The organism is Streptomyces davaonensis JCM 4913 (assembly GCF_000349325.1).
Classification (GTDB): Bacteria; Actinomycetota; Actinomycetes; order Streptomycetales; family Streptomycetaceae; genus Streptomyces; species Streptomyces davaonensis.
The window spans coordinates 4,000,524-4,016,517 of record NC_020504.1 but is presented as its reverse complement, the minus strand read 5'-3'; the positions used below and the strand labels follow the sequence as shown (position 1 = coordinate 4,016,517).

The 15,994-nt window shown below is 69.7% G+C and carries 17 protein-coding genes and 1 pseudogene; 5 read left to right on the top strand and 13 right to left on the bottom strand.

Annotation, left to right across the window (positions count from 1 at the left end; all coding sequences use genetic code 11):
* Positions 1–26: 26 nt before the first annotated feature.
* On the bottom strand, positions 27–1,487 hold the full coding sequence (locus BN159_RS17390) for a sensor histidine kinase (RefSeq protein WP_015658313.1): 1,461 nt from the start codon (positions 1,485–1,487) through the stop codon (positions 27–29).
* Positions 1,484–2,173, bottom strand: coding sequence for a response regulator transcription factor (locus BN159_RS17385; protein ID WP_015658312.1), 690 nt, complete (start codon positions 2,171–2,173; stop codon positions 1,484–1,486). Before BN159_RS17385 ends, BN159_RS17390 begins: the two co-directional genes overlap by 4 nt.
* Before the next feature lie 168 nt (positions 2,174–2,341).
* Between BN159_RS17385 and BN159_RS17380 the strand changes: the two genes are divergently transcribed.
* Positions 2,342–4,720 carry an MMPL family transporter gene (locus BN159_RS17380; RefSeq protein ID WP_041819452.1) on the top strand — a complete coding sequence of 793 codons (2,379 nt, stop codon included), beginning with the start codon at positions 2,342–2,344 and terminating at the stop codon, positions 4,718–4,720.
* A gap of 5 nt (positions 4,721–4,725) precedes the next feature.
* On the opposite strand, the gene BN159_RS17375 is transcribed toward BN159_RS17380, so the two are convergent.
* The 5 genes from BN159_RS17375 to BN159_RS17355 form a co-directional block, all read right to left on the bottom strand.
* Entirely contained in the window at positions 4,726–5,460 is a 735-nt protein-coding gene (locus BN159_RS17375) for a TetR/AcrR family transcriptional regulator (RefSeq protein WP_015658310.1), read from the bottom strand.
* Between the two features lie 23 nt (positions 5,461–5,483).
* Complete coding sequence (locus tag BN159_RS17370; RefSeq protein WP_015658309.1) at positions 5,484–6,452, bottom strand: trypsin-like serine peptidase; 969 nt, start codon at positions 6,450–6,452, stop codon at positions 5,484–5,486.
* Between the two features lie 102 nt (positions 6,453–6,554).
* Entirely contained in the window at positions 6,555–7,004 is a 450-nt protein-coding gene (locus BN159_RS17365; RefSeq protein ID WP_015658308.1) for a thiol-disulfide oxidoreductase DCC family protein, read from the bottom strand.
* The gene (locus BN159_RS17360) at positions 7,001–7,396 is read right to left on the bottom strand and encodes a hypothetical protein (protein ID WP_015658307.1); all 396 of its coding nucleotides are present in this window, start codon (positions 7,394–7,396) and stop codon (positions 7,001–7,003) included. The genes BN159_RS17365 and BN159_RS17360 overlap by 4 nt, the downstream gene beginning before the upstream one ends.
* Positions 7,397–7,501: 105 nt before the next feature.
* Positions 7,502–7,912, bottom strand: coding sequence for a VOC family protein (locus tag BN159_RS17355; RefSeq protein ID WP_041819450.1), 411 nt, complete (start codon positions 7,910–7,912; stop codon positions 7,502–7,504).
* Positions 7,913–7,979: 67 nt separating this feature from the next.
* Here BN159_RS17355 and BN159_RS17350 point away from each other — a divergent pair, with 67 nt between their 5' ends.
* Positions 7,980–8,255 carry a hypothetical protein gene (locus BN159_RS17350; RefSeq protein WP_015658305.1) on the top strand — a complete coding sequence of 92 codons (276 nt, stop codon included), beginning with the start codon at positions 7,980–7,982 and terminating at the stop codon, positions 8,253–8,255.
* Between the two features lie 75 nt (positions 8,256–8,330).
* On the opposite strand, the gene BN159_RS17345 is transcribed toward BN159_RS17350, so the two are convergent.
* From BN159_RS17345 to BN159_RS17325, 5 genes and pseudogenes are all read right to left on the bottom strand, one after another.
* Positions 8,331–9,092 (bottom strand): succinate dehydrogenase iron-sulfur subunit, encoded by a 762-nt coding sequence (locus BN159_RS17345; protein ID WP_015658304.1) that lies wholly within the window; start codon positions 9,090–9,092, stop codon positions 8,331–8,333.
* Positions 9,092–10,845 (bottom strand): annotated as a pseudogene (gene sdhA / locus BN159_RS17340) (succinate dehydrogenase flavoprotein subunit). The gene BN159_RS17345 and the pseudogene sdhA overlap by 1 nt, the downstream one beginning before the upstream one ends.
* Before the next feature lie 22 nt (positions 10,846–10,867).
* The gene (locus BN159_RS17335; protein ID WP_015658301.1) at positions 10,868–11,350 is read right to left on the bottom strand and encodes a succinate dehydrogenase hydrophobic membrane anchor subunit; all 483 of its coding nucleotides are present in this window, start codon (positions 11,348–11,350) and stop codon (positions 10,868–10,870) included.
* A gap of 5 nt (positions 11,351–11,355) precedes the next feature.
* On the bottom strand, positions 11,356–11,736 hold the full coding sequence (gene sdhC / locus BN159_RS17330) for a succinate dehydrogenase, cytochrome b556 subunit (RefSeq protein ID WP_015658300.1): 381 nt from the start codon (positions 11,734–11,736) through the stop codon (positions 11,356–11,358).
* Positions 11,737–11,883: 147 nt separating this feature from the next.
* A complete protein-coding gene (locus BN159_RS17325; protein ID WP_041819446.1) occupies positions 11,884–12,390 on the bottom strand; it encodes a 2-oxo-4-hydroxy-4-carboxy-5-ureidoimidazoline decarboxylase in 507 nt (168 codons plus the stop codon).
* A gap of 154 nt (positions 12,391–12,544) precedes the next feature.
* Between BN159_RS17325 and BN159_RS17320 the strand changes: the two genes are divergently transcribed.
* From BN159_RS17320 to BN159_RS17310, 3 genes are all read left to right on the top strand, one after another.
* Complete coding sequence (locus BN159_RS17320; RefSeq protein ID WP_015658298.1) at positions 12,545–14,203, top strand: family 20 glycosylhydrolase; 1,659 nt, start codon at positions 12,545–12,547, stop codon at positions 14,201–14,203.
* Between the two features lie 94 nt (positions 14,204–14,297).
* Positions 14,298–14,798, top strand: coding sequence for a hypothetical protein (locus BN159_RS17315; protein WP_015658297.1), 501 nt, complete (start codon positions 14,298–14,300; stop codon positions 14,796–14,798).
* A 75-nt stretch (positions 14,799–14,873) separates the two neighbouring features.
* Positions 14,874–15,431: a hypothetical protein gene (locus BN159_RS17310; protein ID WP_015658296.1), complete on the top strand. Its 558-nt coding sequence runs from the start codon at positions 14,874–14,876 to the stop codon at positions 15,429–15,431.
* Between the two features lie 12 nt (positions 15,432–15,443).
* Here BN159_RS17310 and BN159_RS17305 read toward each other — a convergent pair whose 3' ends face one another.
* Positions 15,444–15,938: a DUF1877 family protein gene (locus BN159_RS17305; RefSeq protein ID WP_015658295.1), complete on the bottom strand. Its 495-nt coding sequence runs from the start codon at positions 15,936–15,938 to the stop codon at positions 15,444–15,446.
* Positions 15,939–15,994 lie beyond the last annotated feature (56 nt).

Here is a 15,994-nt window from a genome sequence, read left to right as displayed (position 1 = left end):
GCAAATTGACACAGTCCCGCGCCCCTTCAGGTCGGAAGCGTGACCGTGACTTTCAATCCTTCCCCCGGCGCCGTATCCACCCGCACCACACCCCCGTGCGCCTTCACCACCCCCTGCACGATCGCCATCCCCAATCCGCTCCCCGCACCCCCACCCGCCCGGAAGAACCGGTCGAATACGCGCGCCGCGTCCTCCTCAGCCAGCCCAGGACCCTCGTCCGCCACGCACAGCCGTACGACGCCGTCCTGGCGCCGCACCTCCAGATGGACCGGCGCGTCAGCCGGCGTATGGGTGCGGACGTTGGTCACGAGGTTCCCCAGCACCTGCCGTAGCCCGGACTCGTCGGCGCGGAGCAGGACGGCGCCCTCGGCGGTCACCGTGACCGGGCGGTCCGGCTGTTGGACGCGTAGGTCCTCCGCCGCGTCCCGGACCAGGCGGCTGACGTCGACATTGCGGAAGCGGAGTTCGGGTTGTTGGTCCAGGCGGGCCAGGCACAGCAGTTCGTCGACCAGGCGGCCCATTCGGTCGGCCTCCGTCATGACCCGCTCCCAGGCGCGTTTGCGCTGGTCGGGGTCGTTCAGCATGCCCTTGTCGTAGAGCTGGAGATAGCCGCGTATCGCCGCGAGCGGGGTGCGCAGCTCATGGGAGGCGTCCGCGACGAAGCGGCGGAGCTGGGCCGAGCTGTGCTCGCGGGTGCGGTGGGCCAACTCCACCTGGTGAAGCATGGAGTTGAGGGCGAGGCGGAGTTGTTCGACCTCCAGGGTGGCCTCCCGGCTGGAGGGCACCCGGCGGGTCAGATCGCCCTCCGCGATGGCCGAGGAGGTCTCCACCATGTCCTCCAGCGGGCGCATTCTGCGGCTCACGCTGATCAGGGTCAGACAGGCCAGGAGGGCCAGCAGCACGGTGCCGAAGGCCAGGTCGAGCTTGATGGCCTTGGCCATGCCCTCGTGCAGCGCGTCGGTGGAGGTGGCGATCAGGACCAGCGTGCCGTCGGAGAGACGGGCGCCGATGATCCGGTACGGCGAGTCGTCCACCCGGATGTCGCGCGGCTCCGCCTCGGCGGCGAGCGAGGCCAGGGTGGCGGGGTCGCCGGAGTGGCCGGCCGCTTCGGCCACCGCACGCTGCCGCTTCGTCGGTTTCAGCGGGCCGAGGGACACCGGGCTGCCCTTTGCGTCGACGGCCACGAACACCGAGCCGTTCGAGCTGGGCAGGGCCTTCGCGTCGGCGCCGGTGAACTGGTCCATGGCGATGCCCAGTTCGCTCAGCGACTCGATCTGGCTCATGCTGAACCCGGCGGTCTGAAGGGCGGAGCGGGTCGCGAGGAGCTCGGAGTCGATCTTGTCTAGGAGATAGTGGCGAGCCGCCATCAGGCTGATCGCGGTCGCCGCGACGATGCCCAGGGCCAGCAGCGCCACGTTCGCCATCGTCAGCTTGGCGCGCAGCGAGTGGATGCCGCGATGCCCCCGGCCCAGGCAGCGCAGCCTCATGCCAGTCCGTAACCCACGCCCCGCCGGGTGGTGATCACCGGCGGTCCGAGGGCGTCGAGCTTGCGGCGCAGATAGCTGATGTAGGTCTCCACGACAGTCGACTCCGGCGGGGTGTGCTCGTACTGCCAGACATGTCTGAGGAGTTGCTCCTTGGGCACGATCCGGCCGCCGTTGCGGACCAGGAAGCGCAGCAGCGCGTACTCGGTGGGGGTGAGCTCGACCGTGCGGCCCGCGCGGTGCACGGAGTACGTCGTCTCGTCCAGCTCCAGGTCGCCGTAGCGCAGTGGCGGGCGCTGCGGGAGGACGTCCTCCGCGCGGGTGCGGCGCAGTACGGCGGTGATCCGGGCGATCACCACGTCGATGTCGAACGGTTTGGTGATGTAGTCGTCGCCGAAGCCGAGGGCGCCGACGATCTCGGCGGGTGAGTCGCGCGCGGTGAGGAAGACCAGCGCCAGGTCGGGCCGCTGGGCGCGCAGTTGGCGGCCGAGGGCGCGGCCGTCGCCGTCCGGCAGCATCACGTCCAGCAGTGCCACGTCGGGCCGGGTGCGCCCGGCGAGCGCCAGGGCCTCGCGGACGCTGCCCGCGGTCATCACCTCGAACCGGTGGTAGCGCAGGGCGATGGCGAGGACGTCCGCGATGCTCTCCTCGTCCTCCACGACCAGCACGGTCCCCACAGCCGTAGTCATGCCCCCAGTATCGGCGCGACCACTGACAGCCGGGCCGGTTCCGTGCTTTGGAGTTCCTTGAGAGTCAGGCCCGTCGCATGTCCGCGCCCGAGCGCCGCCGCCGATTCTGGGTGCAGGACCTGGGGGACCGACCGACGACCGATGAAGGAGCTGTTGAGGGTGGCGGCATTGGCACGGTGGTGCTATCGGCACCGGCTGGTGGTCCTGTTTCTGTGGGTGGGGGCGTTGTTCGGCCTGGGCTTCGGCGGCAGTGCCGCGGGCACGGACTACGCGAACGTCTTCTCCCTGCCGGACACGGACTCCAAGAGCGCGTACGACCTGATGGAGAAGGCCTTCCCGGAGACCGCCGGTGACACCGACACGGTGGTGTGGAAGGTGGACGAGGGATCGGTACGGGACGCGGCCGTGACGTCCCGGATCGAGCCGGCCCTTGAGGAGATCGGCCGGATGGAAGGGGTCGGTGAGATCACCGAGCCCCAGGTGAGCGAGGACGGGCGGATCGCATACGCCCAGATCACCTTCAAGGAGCAGGCGAACGCCATCCCGAAGGAGGTCGTCGAGGACATCGTCGACACCGCGCAGGCCGCCGAACAGGACGGTCTCCAGGTGGAGCTGGGCGGCCAGGCGATCGCCCGCACCCAGGAGCCGCCCGCAGGCACCGCCGAGGCGGTCGGCATCCTCGCCGCGGCGATAGTGCTGTTCCTCGCCTTCGGCTCGCTGTTCGCGATGCTGCTGCCGATCGTCGTGGCCGTCTTCGGCGTCGGCACCGGCATGCTCTCCACGATGCTGCTCAGCCATGTCACGAACGTGCCCGAAGTGGCCCCGCTGCTCGGCTCGTTGATCGGCCTGGGCGTCGGTATCGACTACGCCCTGTTCATCGTCACCCGGCACCGGCGCGGCATCCTGCGCGGGGTGAAGCCGGAGGAGGCCGCGGTGACGGCTCTCAACACCTCCGGGCGCGCGGTGCTGTTCGCGGGCGGCACGGTGTGCATCGCGCTCGCCGGCATGCTGGTGATGAACATGCGGTTCCTGGACGGCGTGGTCATCGCGACCTCGCTGACCGTGGTGCTCAGTGTGCTGGCCGCGATCACCCTGCTGCCCGCCCTGCTGGGCCTGCTCGGCGTGCGCGTCCTCAGCCGCAGGCAGCGCCGCCGGCTGGCCGAGAAGGGGCCGGAGCCGGCCGAGGCGAGCGGGCTGGCGGCGCGCTGGTCGACGTTCGTCCAGAAGCGGCCGCGGTCCATCGCGGCGGGCGCGCTGGTCGTCATGGCGGTACTGGCGCTGCCGGTGCTGTCGATCCGGCTCGGCGCCACCGACCAGGGCAACCACCAGGAGTCGACGACCACCCGGCAGGCCTACGACCTGCTCGCCGAGGGCTTCGGCCCCGGCTTCAACGGCCCGCTCCAGGTGGTCGTGGAGGGCCCGGCGCCCGAGTCGCTCGTCTCCGCCATCTCGTCCACCGAGGGAGTGGCCCAGGCGGTCGCCGTGCCGCCCGCCAACGGCGTCTCGGTGATCAACGTGGTGCCGACGACGTCACCGCAGTCGGAGCAGACCGACGAGTTGATCGACCGGCTGCGCGACGACGTGCTCCCACAAGCGGACGTCGAGGCCCATGTGGGCGGTGTGACGGCCGTGTTCAAGGACTTCGCGGAGGTCACCGGCGACCGGCTGCCGTACTTCATCGCCACGATCATCGCGCTGGGCTTCCTGCTCCTGATGGTCGCGTTCCGCTCGCTGGTGGTGCCGCTGACGGCGGCGCTGATGAACCTGATCGCGGCGGCCGCGTCCTTCGGTGTGCTGGTGGCGATCTTCCAGTGGGGCTGGGGCACCGAGCTGATCGGCGTCGGCAAGGAGGGCCCGATCACCTCCTTCCTGCCGGTCATCATGCTCTCGCTGCTCTTCGGCCTGTCCATGGACTACCAGGTCTTCCTGGTGAGCCGGATGCACGAGGAATGGGTGCACACCAAGGACAACGCCCGCGCGGTGCGGGTCGGCCTCGCGGAGACCAGCCGGGTCATCAACTGCGCCGCCCTGATCATGATCTGTGTGTTCTCCGCGTTCGTCCTCAGCGGTGACATGGAGGGCGCGATGGCGGGCGTCGGCCTGGCGGCGGCGGTCGCGCTGGACGCGTTCATCCTGCGTACGGCGCTGGTCCCGGCCGCGATGCATCTGCTCGGCAAGTCCAACTGGTGGCTACCGGCCGGTCTGGAGAAGCGGCTGCCGCATCTGGCGGTCGAGCCGAAGGAGGAGGAACCGGAGCCGGCCCAGGAAGGCGGCGCCTCGGTCGTCCACGGCTTCATCCGTACGACGGACGGCGACCCGGTGTCCGGAGCGGCCGTCACCCTGCTGTCCAAGGGCGGCCGCCAGCTGGACCGGGTGACCTCCCTGGCGGACGGCTCCTACATCGTCTCCGTCCCGGCGCCGGGCACCTATCTGCTGGCGGCGACGGCCCCCGCGTACGGCTCACGCGCGCGGACCGTGGTCGTGGACGGGGAGCCGCTGGTGTACGACGTCGAGCTCGCGGAGGGCGAGCTGGACGCGGTCAACTGACGTCGCTACGGCTTCTTGCCGGGGTTCGGCATCACTTTCGTCATCCCCGGCAGGAAGTCCGTGAACAGTTCGTGCACCTCACGCACCAGCGGGCGCAGCACCCGGAAGCGGGCCAGCGCGACGCCCCGCGCGGTGAGGCGGGCGCCGCGCTCGGCCAGCTTGTAGCTGCGCTCCCGCCCTTCGGTGCGGTCGAAGATCCAGTACAGGCAGAGTCCCATCTGGGACAGCCACATCAACTCCGGCAGGACGTCCCGCAGTTCCTCCGGCACCTTCGTCTTCGTGGCGCCCGCGAGCACGTCGCGGTGGACGCGGATGGCCTCCACGCGCGCGTGCTCCGACTCCGGGGAGAAGGGGCTGAGCGGGGAGTCGGGATCGGCGGCGTTCTTGAAGAACTGCACCGCGAACTCGTGGTACGGCGTGGCCACGTCCAGCCAGGCGCGCAGCACTCCGGCGAGCCGCGCCTCCAGATCGGTCTCCCGGGCCAGGACCTCCCGGACCGCCACCTGGTGCTCGGCGGCGATCCGGTCGTAGAAGCCCTGGATCAGGTGTTCCTTGCCCTCGAAGTAGTAGTAGGCGTTGCCTACCGAGACCCCGGCCTCCTGGGCGATGGCCCGCATGGTGGTCTTGTCGTAGCCGCGCTCCTGGAACAGCCGCATCGCGGTCTCCAGGATCAGCGCGCGGGTCTGCTCGGACTTGCTGGGCGTGTCGCCCTGTTCAGGGCTGTCGTTCTTCGAGGGCACGGAGCGAGACTAACCAGTGCGGATCAGGACGACTGAGCCGCCTGGTACAGGTTCTGCGCGTCGGCCCCGAAATACGGTCCGTACATCCGGTTCGGGAAGAAGTTGTACTTGAAGCTGTTCACCGACGACAGCAGCCCGGTTCCGGTCGACTCGTTGAACTGCGTGAACCAGGGGCCGCCGCTGGAGCCGCCGGTCATGTTGCAGGTCATGCCGTGGTCGCTGGAGAGCAGGAAGTCCCGGTTGGTGGTGCCGGAGCAGTAGATGAACTTCTCGCCGTCGTACGGGCTCGCCGCCGGGAAGCCGAAGGAGTACATGCGCAGGTTGTAGCCGGTGTTGAAGGCGAGCCCCTGTCCGCCTACGACATCCGTCAGCGACTGCCCGTTCAGCGGGGCGACGACCGCCGCGCCGATGTCGTAGTTGATGTCCTCGCTCGCCGTCCACTGCGGGGTGGACAGCGTCTTCGAGGCGGTCCAGCGGCCGTACGGCGACTGCCCGTCGTGGTAGCCGGGCACGAAGACCCAGTTGGTGTGCCAGGCGCCGTCCAGCTTCACACAGTGCCCTGCGGTGATCACCGTGCTCTTGTTGGCGCTGGTGACGGCGTTGCCGGAGCAGGACGCGGTACGGCCCTGGTAGGTGAAGAACACCCGGCCCGCCGTGTTCACCACGGCCCCGCCGCCGGTCCAGGCGCCGCCGCCGTATGGGAAGGCCAGGATGCCGGCGTCGGCGGCGGTGGCCGGGACCGTGGCCCGCGCGCCCTTGGCCGGCGCCGAGCCGCGGTGACCGCTCACGGAGAGCAGGTCCAGCGGCTCGGCCGCCCGCATCCGCGCCGGCGTCCAGAACTCGGCGACCTTCTCCCGCGCCGCCGCGCCGACCGTACGGACGCCGGTGTCGGACCGGGGCCCCGCGCTCGCCGGTACGGCCAGCGCCCCGGCGGTGAGCAGCGCGGTGACGCCGACGAGGAGGGAGCGGGATATCCGAGGAATGCCTCTCACGCGTGCTCCTTCTGTGGGGGTGCGGAGTGGATCGAAGCTGTCAGAAGCGTCCTCACCCGAGCCGCATTTTGGAAGGGTGCATGCCAAGCCGAGGGGTGAGAATCAGCCGCCCCCGCACCGTGGAGGGGCGTACGTCCAGCCGAGATCCGGCTCGTACCGCCACCCGTCCCGCTGCTGATACGCCCGCCCGCCCCACTGCGCCCCACGCCACTTGGCGGCCGCCAGCACCGCACCCCTGGCCAGCAGTGTCCCGGTAGGCGTGCTCAACCGGTGTGCGAGGCGCCGGTACTCACGCAGCGCCCACAGCACCACGATCCAGGCCTCCGCCGCCCGGTAGACCTGCCCGCCGTCCCCTACGACGGTGATCTCGTCCAGCGTGGAGCCGAGCCCCGGGAACCTTCGCGCCGTCTCCTCGGACCCGGCGGGCACGAACTCCAGCTCCACCAACTGCGGCTGCCGTACGAGCCAGTCGCGCAGGAAGGTGCAGAGCGAGCACTCGGCGTCGTACAGGACGGTGAGCCGACGGACCGGGGCCTGCGCGGTGGCACTCATGCCTGGACCCAGTCCTGCGGCGCGACCGGCGGCACCTGCTCCCGCTCCATCACCCCGCGCCGCCGGATCTTGTTGAGGACGTAGACGTTGCCCAGATGCATCACGCCGAGCACCAGCAGCACCACGCCGAGCTTGGTCGACAGGGCCTCGAATATGCCGCGGGTGTCGGCGATGGTCTCGTCGTCGCTCAAGTACAGGGCGACGAAGCCGAGGTTGACCAGGTAGAAGCCGACGACCAGCAGGTGGTTGACGGCGTCGGCGAGCTGTTCGTTGCCGCGCAGGACGTCCTCGAGGAAGATCCGCCCATTGCGGCCCAGTGTGCGGGCGACCCAGACGGTCAGGGCGATGCTGACGACCAGGTAGATGACGTAGGCGATGACCGTGCGATCCATGCCGACCCCCTTGTTGAACGCGTTCAAAACGCTGACAGGGATGACTGTAGACCCTGCCTTTGAACGTGTTCAACTCCGATGTCGGGCGCCCGCGTGAGGTCTGCGTCACGCCCTCCGGCCGAGCGCCGGGCGCTTGGAGTAGTCGGTGAGCCCGATGACGTTCCCCCAGGGGTCGGCCAGTTCGACGGTCCACCCGGTGGCCACCGGGAACGGCTCGTCCAGTGGCGCGATCCCGGCTTCCGCGAGCCGCCGGGCGGCCGTTCGGGCGTCCGGCACCTCCAGCCACACGCGCGGGGTGTGCCAGGGCGGCATACGGTGCTCAAGACCGTCCTCCTGCCGCAACAGGATCCCGGGCGTCTCACCGCCCACCTTCAGCAGCGCGATCCCCGCCTCGTCGAACCGGAACCCCACCGTGAATCCGGCGCGTTCGTAGAACCCGACGGCCTCTGTGAGGTCCCCGACGGGCAGCAGCACGTTGTCGAACCCGAGCAGTTCGTACGACTCGTCATCTGACACACAGTCAGAGTAGGTCGGTGATCGCCCGGCACCCGGCATTGTCAGTGGTGCCTCGTACAGTCGGCGTATGGGACAGGTGACCTTCGTCGACGAGACGACCATGGGGGAGCGTGAGACGGGCCCGCGGCTCGATGTCGCCGAGGAGCGGCTGACGGTGCGGGAGCTGATCCGGCGCCGGATGCGCCGGGAGGAGGACCGGCGGCTCGCGCTGAAGGCCTTCACCGCGAACGGCCTGATCGTCCTGGTCGGCGACCGTCAAGTCACCGACTTGGACGAGGAGGTCGACCTCACCGCGGACACGGAGGTCACGTTCCTCAGGCTCATACCCCTGGCCGGCGGTTGACCAGGGACCCCGGAAAACACCGAGGGCCCCGCTCCAGGAGGAGCGGGGCCCAGGGGCGACGTACCCGAAGGGACGTCAGAAGCGGCGGGTGATCAGGGCCTTCTTGACCTCGGCGATCGCCTTGGTGACCTCGATACCGCGCGGGCAGGCGTCCGTGCAGTTGAAGGTCGTGCGGCAGCGCCACACGCCGTCCTTGTCGTTGAGGATCTCCAGCCGCTGCTCGCCGGCCTCGTCACGCGAGTCGAAGATGAACCGGTGCGCGTTGACGATGGCCGCCGGGCCGAAGTACTGGCCGTCGTTCCAGAACACCGGGCACGAGGAGGTGCAGGCGGCGCAGAGAATGCACTTCGTCGTGTCGTCGAAGCGCTCACGGTCCTCGGACGTCTGAAGGCGCTCGCGCGTCGGCTCGTTGGTGTCCTTCGTGATGAGGAAGGGCATCACGTCGCGGTACGCCTGGAAGAACGGCTCCATGTCGACCACGAGGTCCTTCAGGACCGTCAGGCCCTTGATGGGCTCGACCGTGATCGGCTTCTCCGGGTTGATGTCCTTGATCAGCGTCTTGCACGCGAGACGGTTCTTGCCGTTGATCCGCATCGCGTCGGAGCCGCAGATGCCGTGCGCGCAGGAGCGACGGAAGGTCAGCGTGCCGTCCAGGTCCCACTTGATCTTGTGGAGACCGTCGAGGACACGCTCCTTGGGGTCGATCTCCAGCTGGAAGTCTTCCCAGGTCGCCTCGGCCGAGACCTCCGGGTTGAAGCGGCGGACCCGGAAGGTGACCGTGATGTAGGGGGAGGCGGCCGACTCCGCCTCGACCTTGTCCAGAACAGGGGTTGCCATCAGTACTTACGCTCCATCGGCTGGTAGCGGGTCTGGACGACCGGCTTGTAATCGAGACGGATGGACTCGGTGCCGTCGTCGCCGACCTCGCGGTACGCCATGGTGTGGCGCATGAAGTTGACGTCGTCGCGGTTGGGGTAGTCCTCGCGGTAGTGACCGCCGCGGGACTCCTTGCGGGCCAGCGCGGAGGTCGCCATGACCTCGGCCAGGTCCAGCAGGTTGCCCAGCTCGATGGCCTCCAGCAGGTCCGTGTTGAACCGCTTGCCCTTGTCCTGGATCGAGACGTTCTTGTAGCGCTCGCGCAGCTCCGCGATCTTCTCGACCGCCGTCTTGATCGTCTGCTCCGTGCGGAACACCATGACGTTGGCGTCCATGGTCTCCTGGAGCTCCTTGCGCAGGGCGCCACGCGCTCGGTGCCGGTGGCGGTGCGCAGGCCCTCCACCTGGTCGATCACCAGGCGCGCCGGGTCCTCCGGCAGCTCGACGTACTCGGCCTTCTGGGAGTACTCGGCGGCGGCGATGCCCGCGCGGCGGCCGAACACGTTGATGTCCAGGAGGCTGTTGGTGCCGAGCCGGTTGGCACCGTGCACCGACACACAGGCGACCTCACCGGCGGCGTACAGACCGGGAACCACGGTCGTGTTGTCGGCGAGCACCTCACCCTCGACGTTCGTCGGGATGCCGCCCATCGCGTAGTGCGCGGTGGGCTGGATCGGGATCGGGTCCGTGTACGGCTCGATACCGAGGTAGGTCCGGGCGAACTCGGTGATGTCGGGCAGCTTGGCGTCCAACTGCTCCGGCGGGAGGTGGGTCAGGTCCAGGTAGACGTGGTCGCCCTCGGGACCGCAGCCGCGGCCCTCGCGGATCTCCGTGTAGATGGAGCGCGAGACGACGTCACGGGAGGCGAGGTCCTTCATGACCGGCGCGTACTTCTCCATGAAGCGCTCGCCGTCCTTGTTGCGCAGGATGCCGCCCTCACCGCGGGCGCCCTCCGTCAGCAGGATGCCCATGCGCCAGATGCCGGTCGGGTGGAACTGGAAGAACTCCATGTCCTCCAGCGGCAGACCCCGGCGGTAGACGGCGGCCTGGCCGTCACCGGTGAGGGTGTGCGCGTTCGACGTCACCTTGAAGAACTTGCCGCAGCCGCCGGAGGCGTAGATCACGGCCTTCGCCTGGAAGACGTGGATCTCACCGGTGGCCAGCTCGTACGCCACCACGCCGGCCGACTTCCTGACGCCGTCGACCTCGGTGATCAGCTGGTCCAGGACGTAGAACTCGTTGAAGAACTCCACGCCCTCCTTGACGCAGTTCTGGTACAGCGTCTGGAGGATCATGTGGCCGGTGCGGTCCGCGGCGTAGCAGGACCGGCGGACCGGGGCCTCGCCGTGGTTACGGCTGTGACCGCCGAAGCGGCGCTGGTCGATGGTGCCGTCCGGGGTGCGGTTGAACGGCAGGCCCATCTTCTCCAGGTCGAGGACCGAGTCGATGGCCTCCTTCGCCAGGATCTCCGCGGCGTCCTGGTCGACCAGGTAGTCACCGCCCTTGACCGTGTCGAAGGTGTGCCACTCCCAGTTGTCCTCCTCCACGTTGGCCAGCGCCGCGGCCATGCCGCCCTGCGCGGCGCCCGTGTGGGAGCGGGTGGGGTAGAGCTTGGTCAGCACGGCGGTGCGGCTGCGCTTCGTCGACTCGATCGCGGCGCGCATGCCGGCGCCGCCCGCGCCGACGATGACTGTGTCGTACTTGTGGATCTTCATCAGGTCTTCCTCAGCCCCGTGCCTAGCGGATGTTCGGGTCGAAGGTGAAGATCACCAGCGTGCCCAGCAGGATGGTGAACGCCGTGGCGGTGTAGAGCAGGCCCTTGAGCCACAGCCGCGTGTTCGCGCGCTCCGCGTAGTCGTTGATGACCGTACGCAGGCCGTTGGCGCCGTGCAGCGTCGCGAGCCAGAGCATCAGCAGATCCCAGACCTGCCAGAACGGGGACGCCCAGCGGCCCGCCACGAAGGCGAAGCCGACCTTGGAGACGCCGCCGTCGAGCACCAGCTGGATGAGCAGGTGGCCGATGACCAGGACGACCAGCACGACGCCGGACAGGCGCATGAACAGCCAGGCGGCCATCTCGAAGTTGCCCCGGGTGGACTTCGGGGTCTTCTTGGTGCGCTTGCGCGGGGCCTCGATGTAGGGGGCCGGATTGTCGACGGTGTACACGGCATCGCCCTCGACGGGGCTGATTCCGGACGCGGTCTTCTCAGTCGTGGACATGGGCGTCAGCTCCCGAAGAGTTCACGAGCGGCGTGGCCGAGGAGGGGGTAGATCGCCCCCAGCATCAGCACCAGCCACAGACCGACGGCGGACCAGAGCATCTGCTTCTGGTAACGCGGGCCCTTGGACCAGAAGTCGACGGCGATGATGCGCAGGCCGTTGAGCGCGTGGAAGAGGACGGCGGCGGAGAGGCCGTACTCCATCAGCGCGACGAGCGGCGTCTTGTACGTCGCGACGACGTCGTCGTAGGCCTCGGGGGAGACACGCACGAGAGCGGTGTCCAGCACGTGAACGAACAGGAAGAAGAAGATGAGGACGCCGGTGACTCGGTGAGCCACCCAGGACCACATTCCTTCCCGGCCGCGGTACAGCGTTCCAGCCGGCACGGAAGTCCCTCCGGGAGCGGGGATTGGGGCCGCGCCGGCTTGTGCTGTCGGTCGGGCCCGGCCGGGTACGGTCCACCGGCCCCCAGCATGTTATCTATGTGGCCGGGATTGGCTTACGCGGGGGCGGCCACGGTGTGGTGTGTCCCGTTATTTGAGGAGTTCTACCAGGCGTCCCTTTGCGAGGCGCCGGAGTTCCTCCCAGGCCACCACCCGTTCCTCCTCCGGATCATTCGTCAATCGTGACCGGATTCCCACCAACGCGTGGTCCAGGGCTTCTTCCGGTGGCAGGTCGTCCAGGCAGACGACGAACACATGACCGAACTTGGCCTCGTATGCGGCATTCGCGGCGTTCAGTGCGGTGTGTGCCGCCGAATACGCCCCCTCCGGCAGGACCGGCAGCGTCTCGCCCGACAGCGCCTCGCCCAGATCCCCCGGCGTCAAGTCGTACGCCGCCTCGTCCGCCGCTGCCAGCAGGGCGTCCAACGTCGGATACGGGCGGTGGGCCGTGAGGCGGTGGGACCAGCGGAGGCTGTGGAGGCAGGTCAGGAGGGTTCGCTGGATCTCGTCGGCGGGTGCCGTGTTGAAGCGCTCCAGAGTGGTGCCGCGCTTCTGGTGGGGTATGGCCACTCGGCCAGGAAGATGTGTGGGCGTCACGTGCGTTTCGGCAGGGGATGCAGTGAGAGATGTGGCGCCACGTTATCGACAGTGGACGTAACACGTCCGACGGATGCCCGAATTTCAGCCGAACGGGAGAGTTTCGGAACGTCTGGCTGACGCACGCCGTGCGCATCGGTCGTAGGTTGGCTGGGTGAGTCAGCACCGGCGCCGGACGCCCCAGCACAAAGTCGGACAGCGAGCTCTGCTGGTCGGGGTCCTGGTCGCCGGGCTCGGGGTGGGTCTTGGACTGTGGGCCTCCGGTGACGACGGGGACAGCGGGCCGACCGGGTCGGCGGGACGGCAGCCGTCGGGCAGCGCCTCGTCCCGGGCGGCCGAGGAGTCCCGGTCCGCGGCCGAGCCGACGCCGAGTCCCACCAAGTCGTACGCCCTGTCCAGCACGCCCCGGACCATCCCGGCGGTCCGCTCGCACACCCCGGCGCGCGGGCCCGGCTGGCGGCCGGTGCGCGGGCAGCGGGTGGTCGTGGGGGACGCGGACCTGGCCGACGAGGCGCGGCTGCTCGCGCGGGAGCTGGGGCTTTCCTACGCGGGTGAGAAGGACGACGTGCTGGCGGGCGACGTACGGCTGTCGCTCAACGACGACGAGGGCGCGGACCCGGAGTCGTACTCCCTGACCGTGCGCGGCGGGCGGGTGAACATCAGCGGGGCCGCCGACGCGGGCGTGTTCTACGGCACCCGCACGCTGAAGCAGACGGTGCACGCCGGGGGTACGGCCCCGGAGGGCGTCGTACGCGACGAGCCCGCGAAGCCGGTGCGCGGGTTCATGCTGGACATCGCGCGCAAGCACTTCACGGCCGGCTGGATCGAGGACCGCGTCCGGGAGCTGGGCGATCTGAAGTTCAACCAGCTCGGCCTGCACTTCTCCGACGACCAGGCGTTCCGGATCCAGTCCGACTCGCACCCCGAGGTCGTCTCCGACCCGCATCTGACGAAGGCGGAGGTGCGGCGGATCGTGGCGCTCGCCGCGGAGCGGCACATCACCGTCGTGCCGGAGATCGACTCGCCGGGGCATCTGGGCGCGGTCATCGCGGCCCATCCCGATCTCCAGCTGCGCAATACCTCGGGCACGGCCACGCGCGGGGCGATCGACATCTCCAAGGACGAGTCCCACCAGATCGTCGACGACCTGCTGAACGAGTTCGCCGAGGTCTTCCCCGGCGGCCAGTGGCACCTCGGCGGTGACGAGTACCAGGCGCTGACCGTGTCCGACCCGGAGGCGTCCTTCCCGCAGCTCGCGGCCGCGGCGCGGCAGGAGTTCGGCGCCGGGGCGACCGTCGAGGACCTGGCGACCGGCTGGGTCAACGACCGCGCCGCCACCATGCGCGTCCACGACAAGACCGTGCGGGCCTGGAACGACGGCTTCTTCCGGGACACCTCCGTCACCGCGGACAAGGACATCCAGGTCGCCTACTGGACCGGCAAGGAGATCGGCGCCCGGCTGCCGGTGGAGTACCTGTCGGCGGGGCGACAGGTCATCAACTACAACGACGAGTTCCTCTACTACGTCCTCGGCCAGCCGCAGACCTTCGTCTATCCGACCGGGCAGCGCATCTTCGAGCAGTGGACGCCCAGGGTCCTGCGCGGCACCGAGGCGGTCCCGGCGAAGTACGACGGCCAGATCCTCGGCGGGTCCTTCGCCGTCTGGTGCGACCTCGCGAACTCCCAGACCCAGGACCAGGTGGCGGCCGGTATCCGCATGCCGCTGCGGGCGACCGTGGAGAAGCTCTGGAACCCGGGCACGCCGCAGGGGTCGTGGGCGGAGTTCCGGGCCCTGGCCGATCGGCTCGGCTGAGCGTCGCGTACGGATTGTCCGGTTCGGCTGCGAACGGGCGTACGGCTGTGGTGTATTCGGCCGGAGCCGAACTGAACAGCCTGGGGGAACGGACATGGGCTACTGGGGGTACTTCGTCGTGGGTCGCGCCGAGCGGCCGCTCGCGGAGCTGGCGGCACTGGCGGGCGCGCCGGACATGACCCTGCGCCAGGAGGCGCCGGGCGGCTGGCAGGTCTGGGAGTACCCGAGCGGCGAGGGTGACGTCGGGAACATGCACGAACTCGCTCATCAGAGCGGGGCGCCCGCGCTCTTCGGGTACGTCATGGACAGCGACTGCGCGGTGGTGGAGGCGGCGGGGCCGGAGAGCGGGGCGTGGACGACGTGCCTCGGCCGGGACGCCATGGCGAGCCGGCTCGGTGCGGGGGAGGGGCTCTCCCTGGAGGACTACTTCCTCCACCCGCGCGACGCCGCCGAGCGGGCCGTCGCCTGGGCCGCCGAGGCCGGGCACACCGTGGCCGCGGAACCCCTGCTCGACGTGTTCGCCGCCGATCCCGACCCATTGGCCGAAAACCTCTTCTTCCGGCTGCTCGACCGGCTCGCAGTGGTGCCCCTGTGACACTCCCGGGCCGTCGCACGCAGTTAGGGGAAGTGCGGGTTCCGTAAGGGAAGACCGCAGGCGAGGGAGGCGTGGATGAGTCTGGTGGAGCTGATCGCTCGGGCGGACGAACGCGGACTGGCCGCCAGCGGGTTGGCTTGTTTGGATCGGTGTGTGCCCCTGCTGGGCGGTGACGACGAACTGCTGCGGCCGTTGTGGGCCACCCTCACCGAGGGCGGCGACACCGGGCTGTGGGGCGAGCGCCTCGAACAGGCGCGCGACAAACTCGGCGCCCCGGAGGACTCCGCCGAGGACGAGGCGGCCGTCCTCGCCCGGCGGATGCTCGACGCCGCCCCGCCCGCACCGGCCGACTCGGGGGTACGCGTCTGGGCCGACGCCTGCTCCGTCGCCTCGCTCCAGATCCACCGCCTGCTCGACGCGGCCGACGACGACGCCCCGGTCGACGCCCGCCGCGAGGGCCGTACGGAGGGCATGCCGCCGCTGGTCGCCGCCGAACTGCGCCGTCAGATCACCGTCCTGGAACTCCTCGCCGGGCACGGCGCGGGCGGGCTGCGTCCGGCGCTGGAGGTGTCCACCGAGGGGCGCCGGGTCCTGCGGGCGGTGGTGTCGAGACGGGCGCGGGGCCGCAGTTGAGCCGTTCGCGCCTCATCTCATCAGCCACTTCACCACCGCGTCGCCGTAGTGGGCGGTCTGCGCGTAGAAGGCGCGCAGGTCCCGGTGGGCCGCGGCGAACAGGCCCCGCACATCCCGTTCCGCCTCCGGCATGCCGTAGGGGCGCATCACCTCCTCGCGGGCCCGCCCCCACAGCTCCTCGAAATCCGTCCCCTCCAGGTAGTCCGCCACTCGGCCGGCCTGGGCGGCGGTGAGCAGCAGGAACGGCGGCCGGGACGGATCGGGGTGGCCGATCGGGCGGCCGCCCAGCACCACATGCGTACGGGGGCCGTCCGGCGCCCGGTCGGGCGGGCTGCCCGCGTAGAGCAACTCGTGGTCCAGATACCCCTTGTCCAGCACCTCCTCGCGGTGCCGGCCGATCCGGTCCCGGACGGTGTCCCAGTCGTCGTCGAACAGCCGACGGAACCATGACGCGCTGTTGCGCAGCGCCGGGGGCGGCACCGCGCGCAGATGGAAGTACACGCTCATCAGTGACTGGAGCGCACAGGGGCCGCCAGATGTCACACCCTCGTGCCGGGGTTTTC

What these genes read in the sequence shown, in the direction of transcription:
- BN159_RS17390 (WP_015658313.1), bottom strand. Translation starts at nt 1,487, where the DNA reads ATGAGGCTGCGCTGCCTGGGCCGGGGGCATCGCGGCATCCACTCGCTG.
- BN159_RS17385 (WP_015658312.1), bottom strand. Translation starts at nt 2,173, where the DNA reads ATGACTACGGCTGTGGGGACCGTGCTGGTCGTGGAGGACGAGGAGAGC.
- BN159_RS17365 (WP_015658308.1), bottom strand. Translation starts at nt 7,004, where the DNA reads ATGAGTGCCACCGCGCAGGCCCCGGTCCGTCGGCTCACCGTCCTGTAC.
- BN159_RS17360 (WP_015658307.1), bottom strand. Translation starts at nt 7,396, where the DNA reads ATGGATCGCACGGTCATCGCCTACGTCATCTACCTGGTCGTCAGCATC.
- BN159_RS17350 (WP_015658305.1), top strand. Translation starts at nt 7,980, where the DNA reads ATGGGACAGGTGACCTTCGTCGACGAGACGACCATGGGGGAGCGTGAG.
- BN159_RS17345 (WP_015658304.1), bottom strand. Translation starts at nt 9,092, where the DNA reads ATGGCAACCCCTGTTCTGGACAAGGTCGAGGCGGAGTCGGCCGCCTCC.
- BN159_RS17335 (WP_015658301.1), bottom strand. Translation starts at nt 11,350, where the DNA reads ATGTCCACGACTGAGAAGACCGCGTCCGGAATCAGCCCCGTCGAGGGC.
- BN159_RS17315 (WP_015658297.1), top strand. Translation starts at nt 14,298, where the DNA reads ATGGGCTACTGGGGGTACTTCGTCGTGGGTCGCGCCGAGCGGCCGCTC.
- BN159_RS17310 (WP_015658296.1), top strand. Translation starts at nt 14,874, where the DNA reads ATGAGTCTGGTGGAGCTGATCGCTCGGGCGGACGAACGCGGACTGGCC.
- BN159_RS17305 (WP_015658295.1), bottom strand. Translation starts at nt 15,938, where the DNA reads ATGAGCGTGTACTTCCATCTGCGCGCGGTGCCGCCCCCGGCGCTGCGC.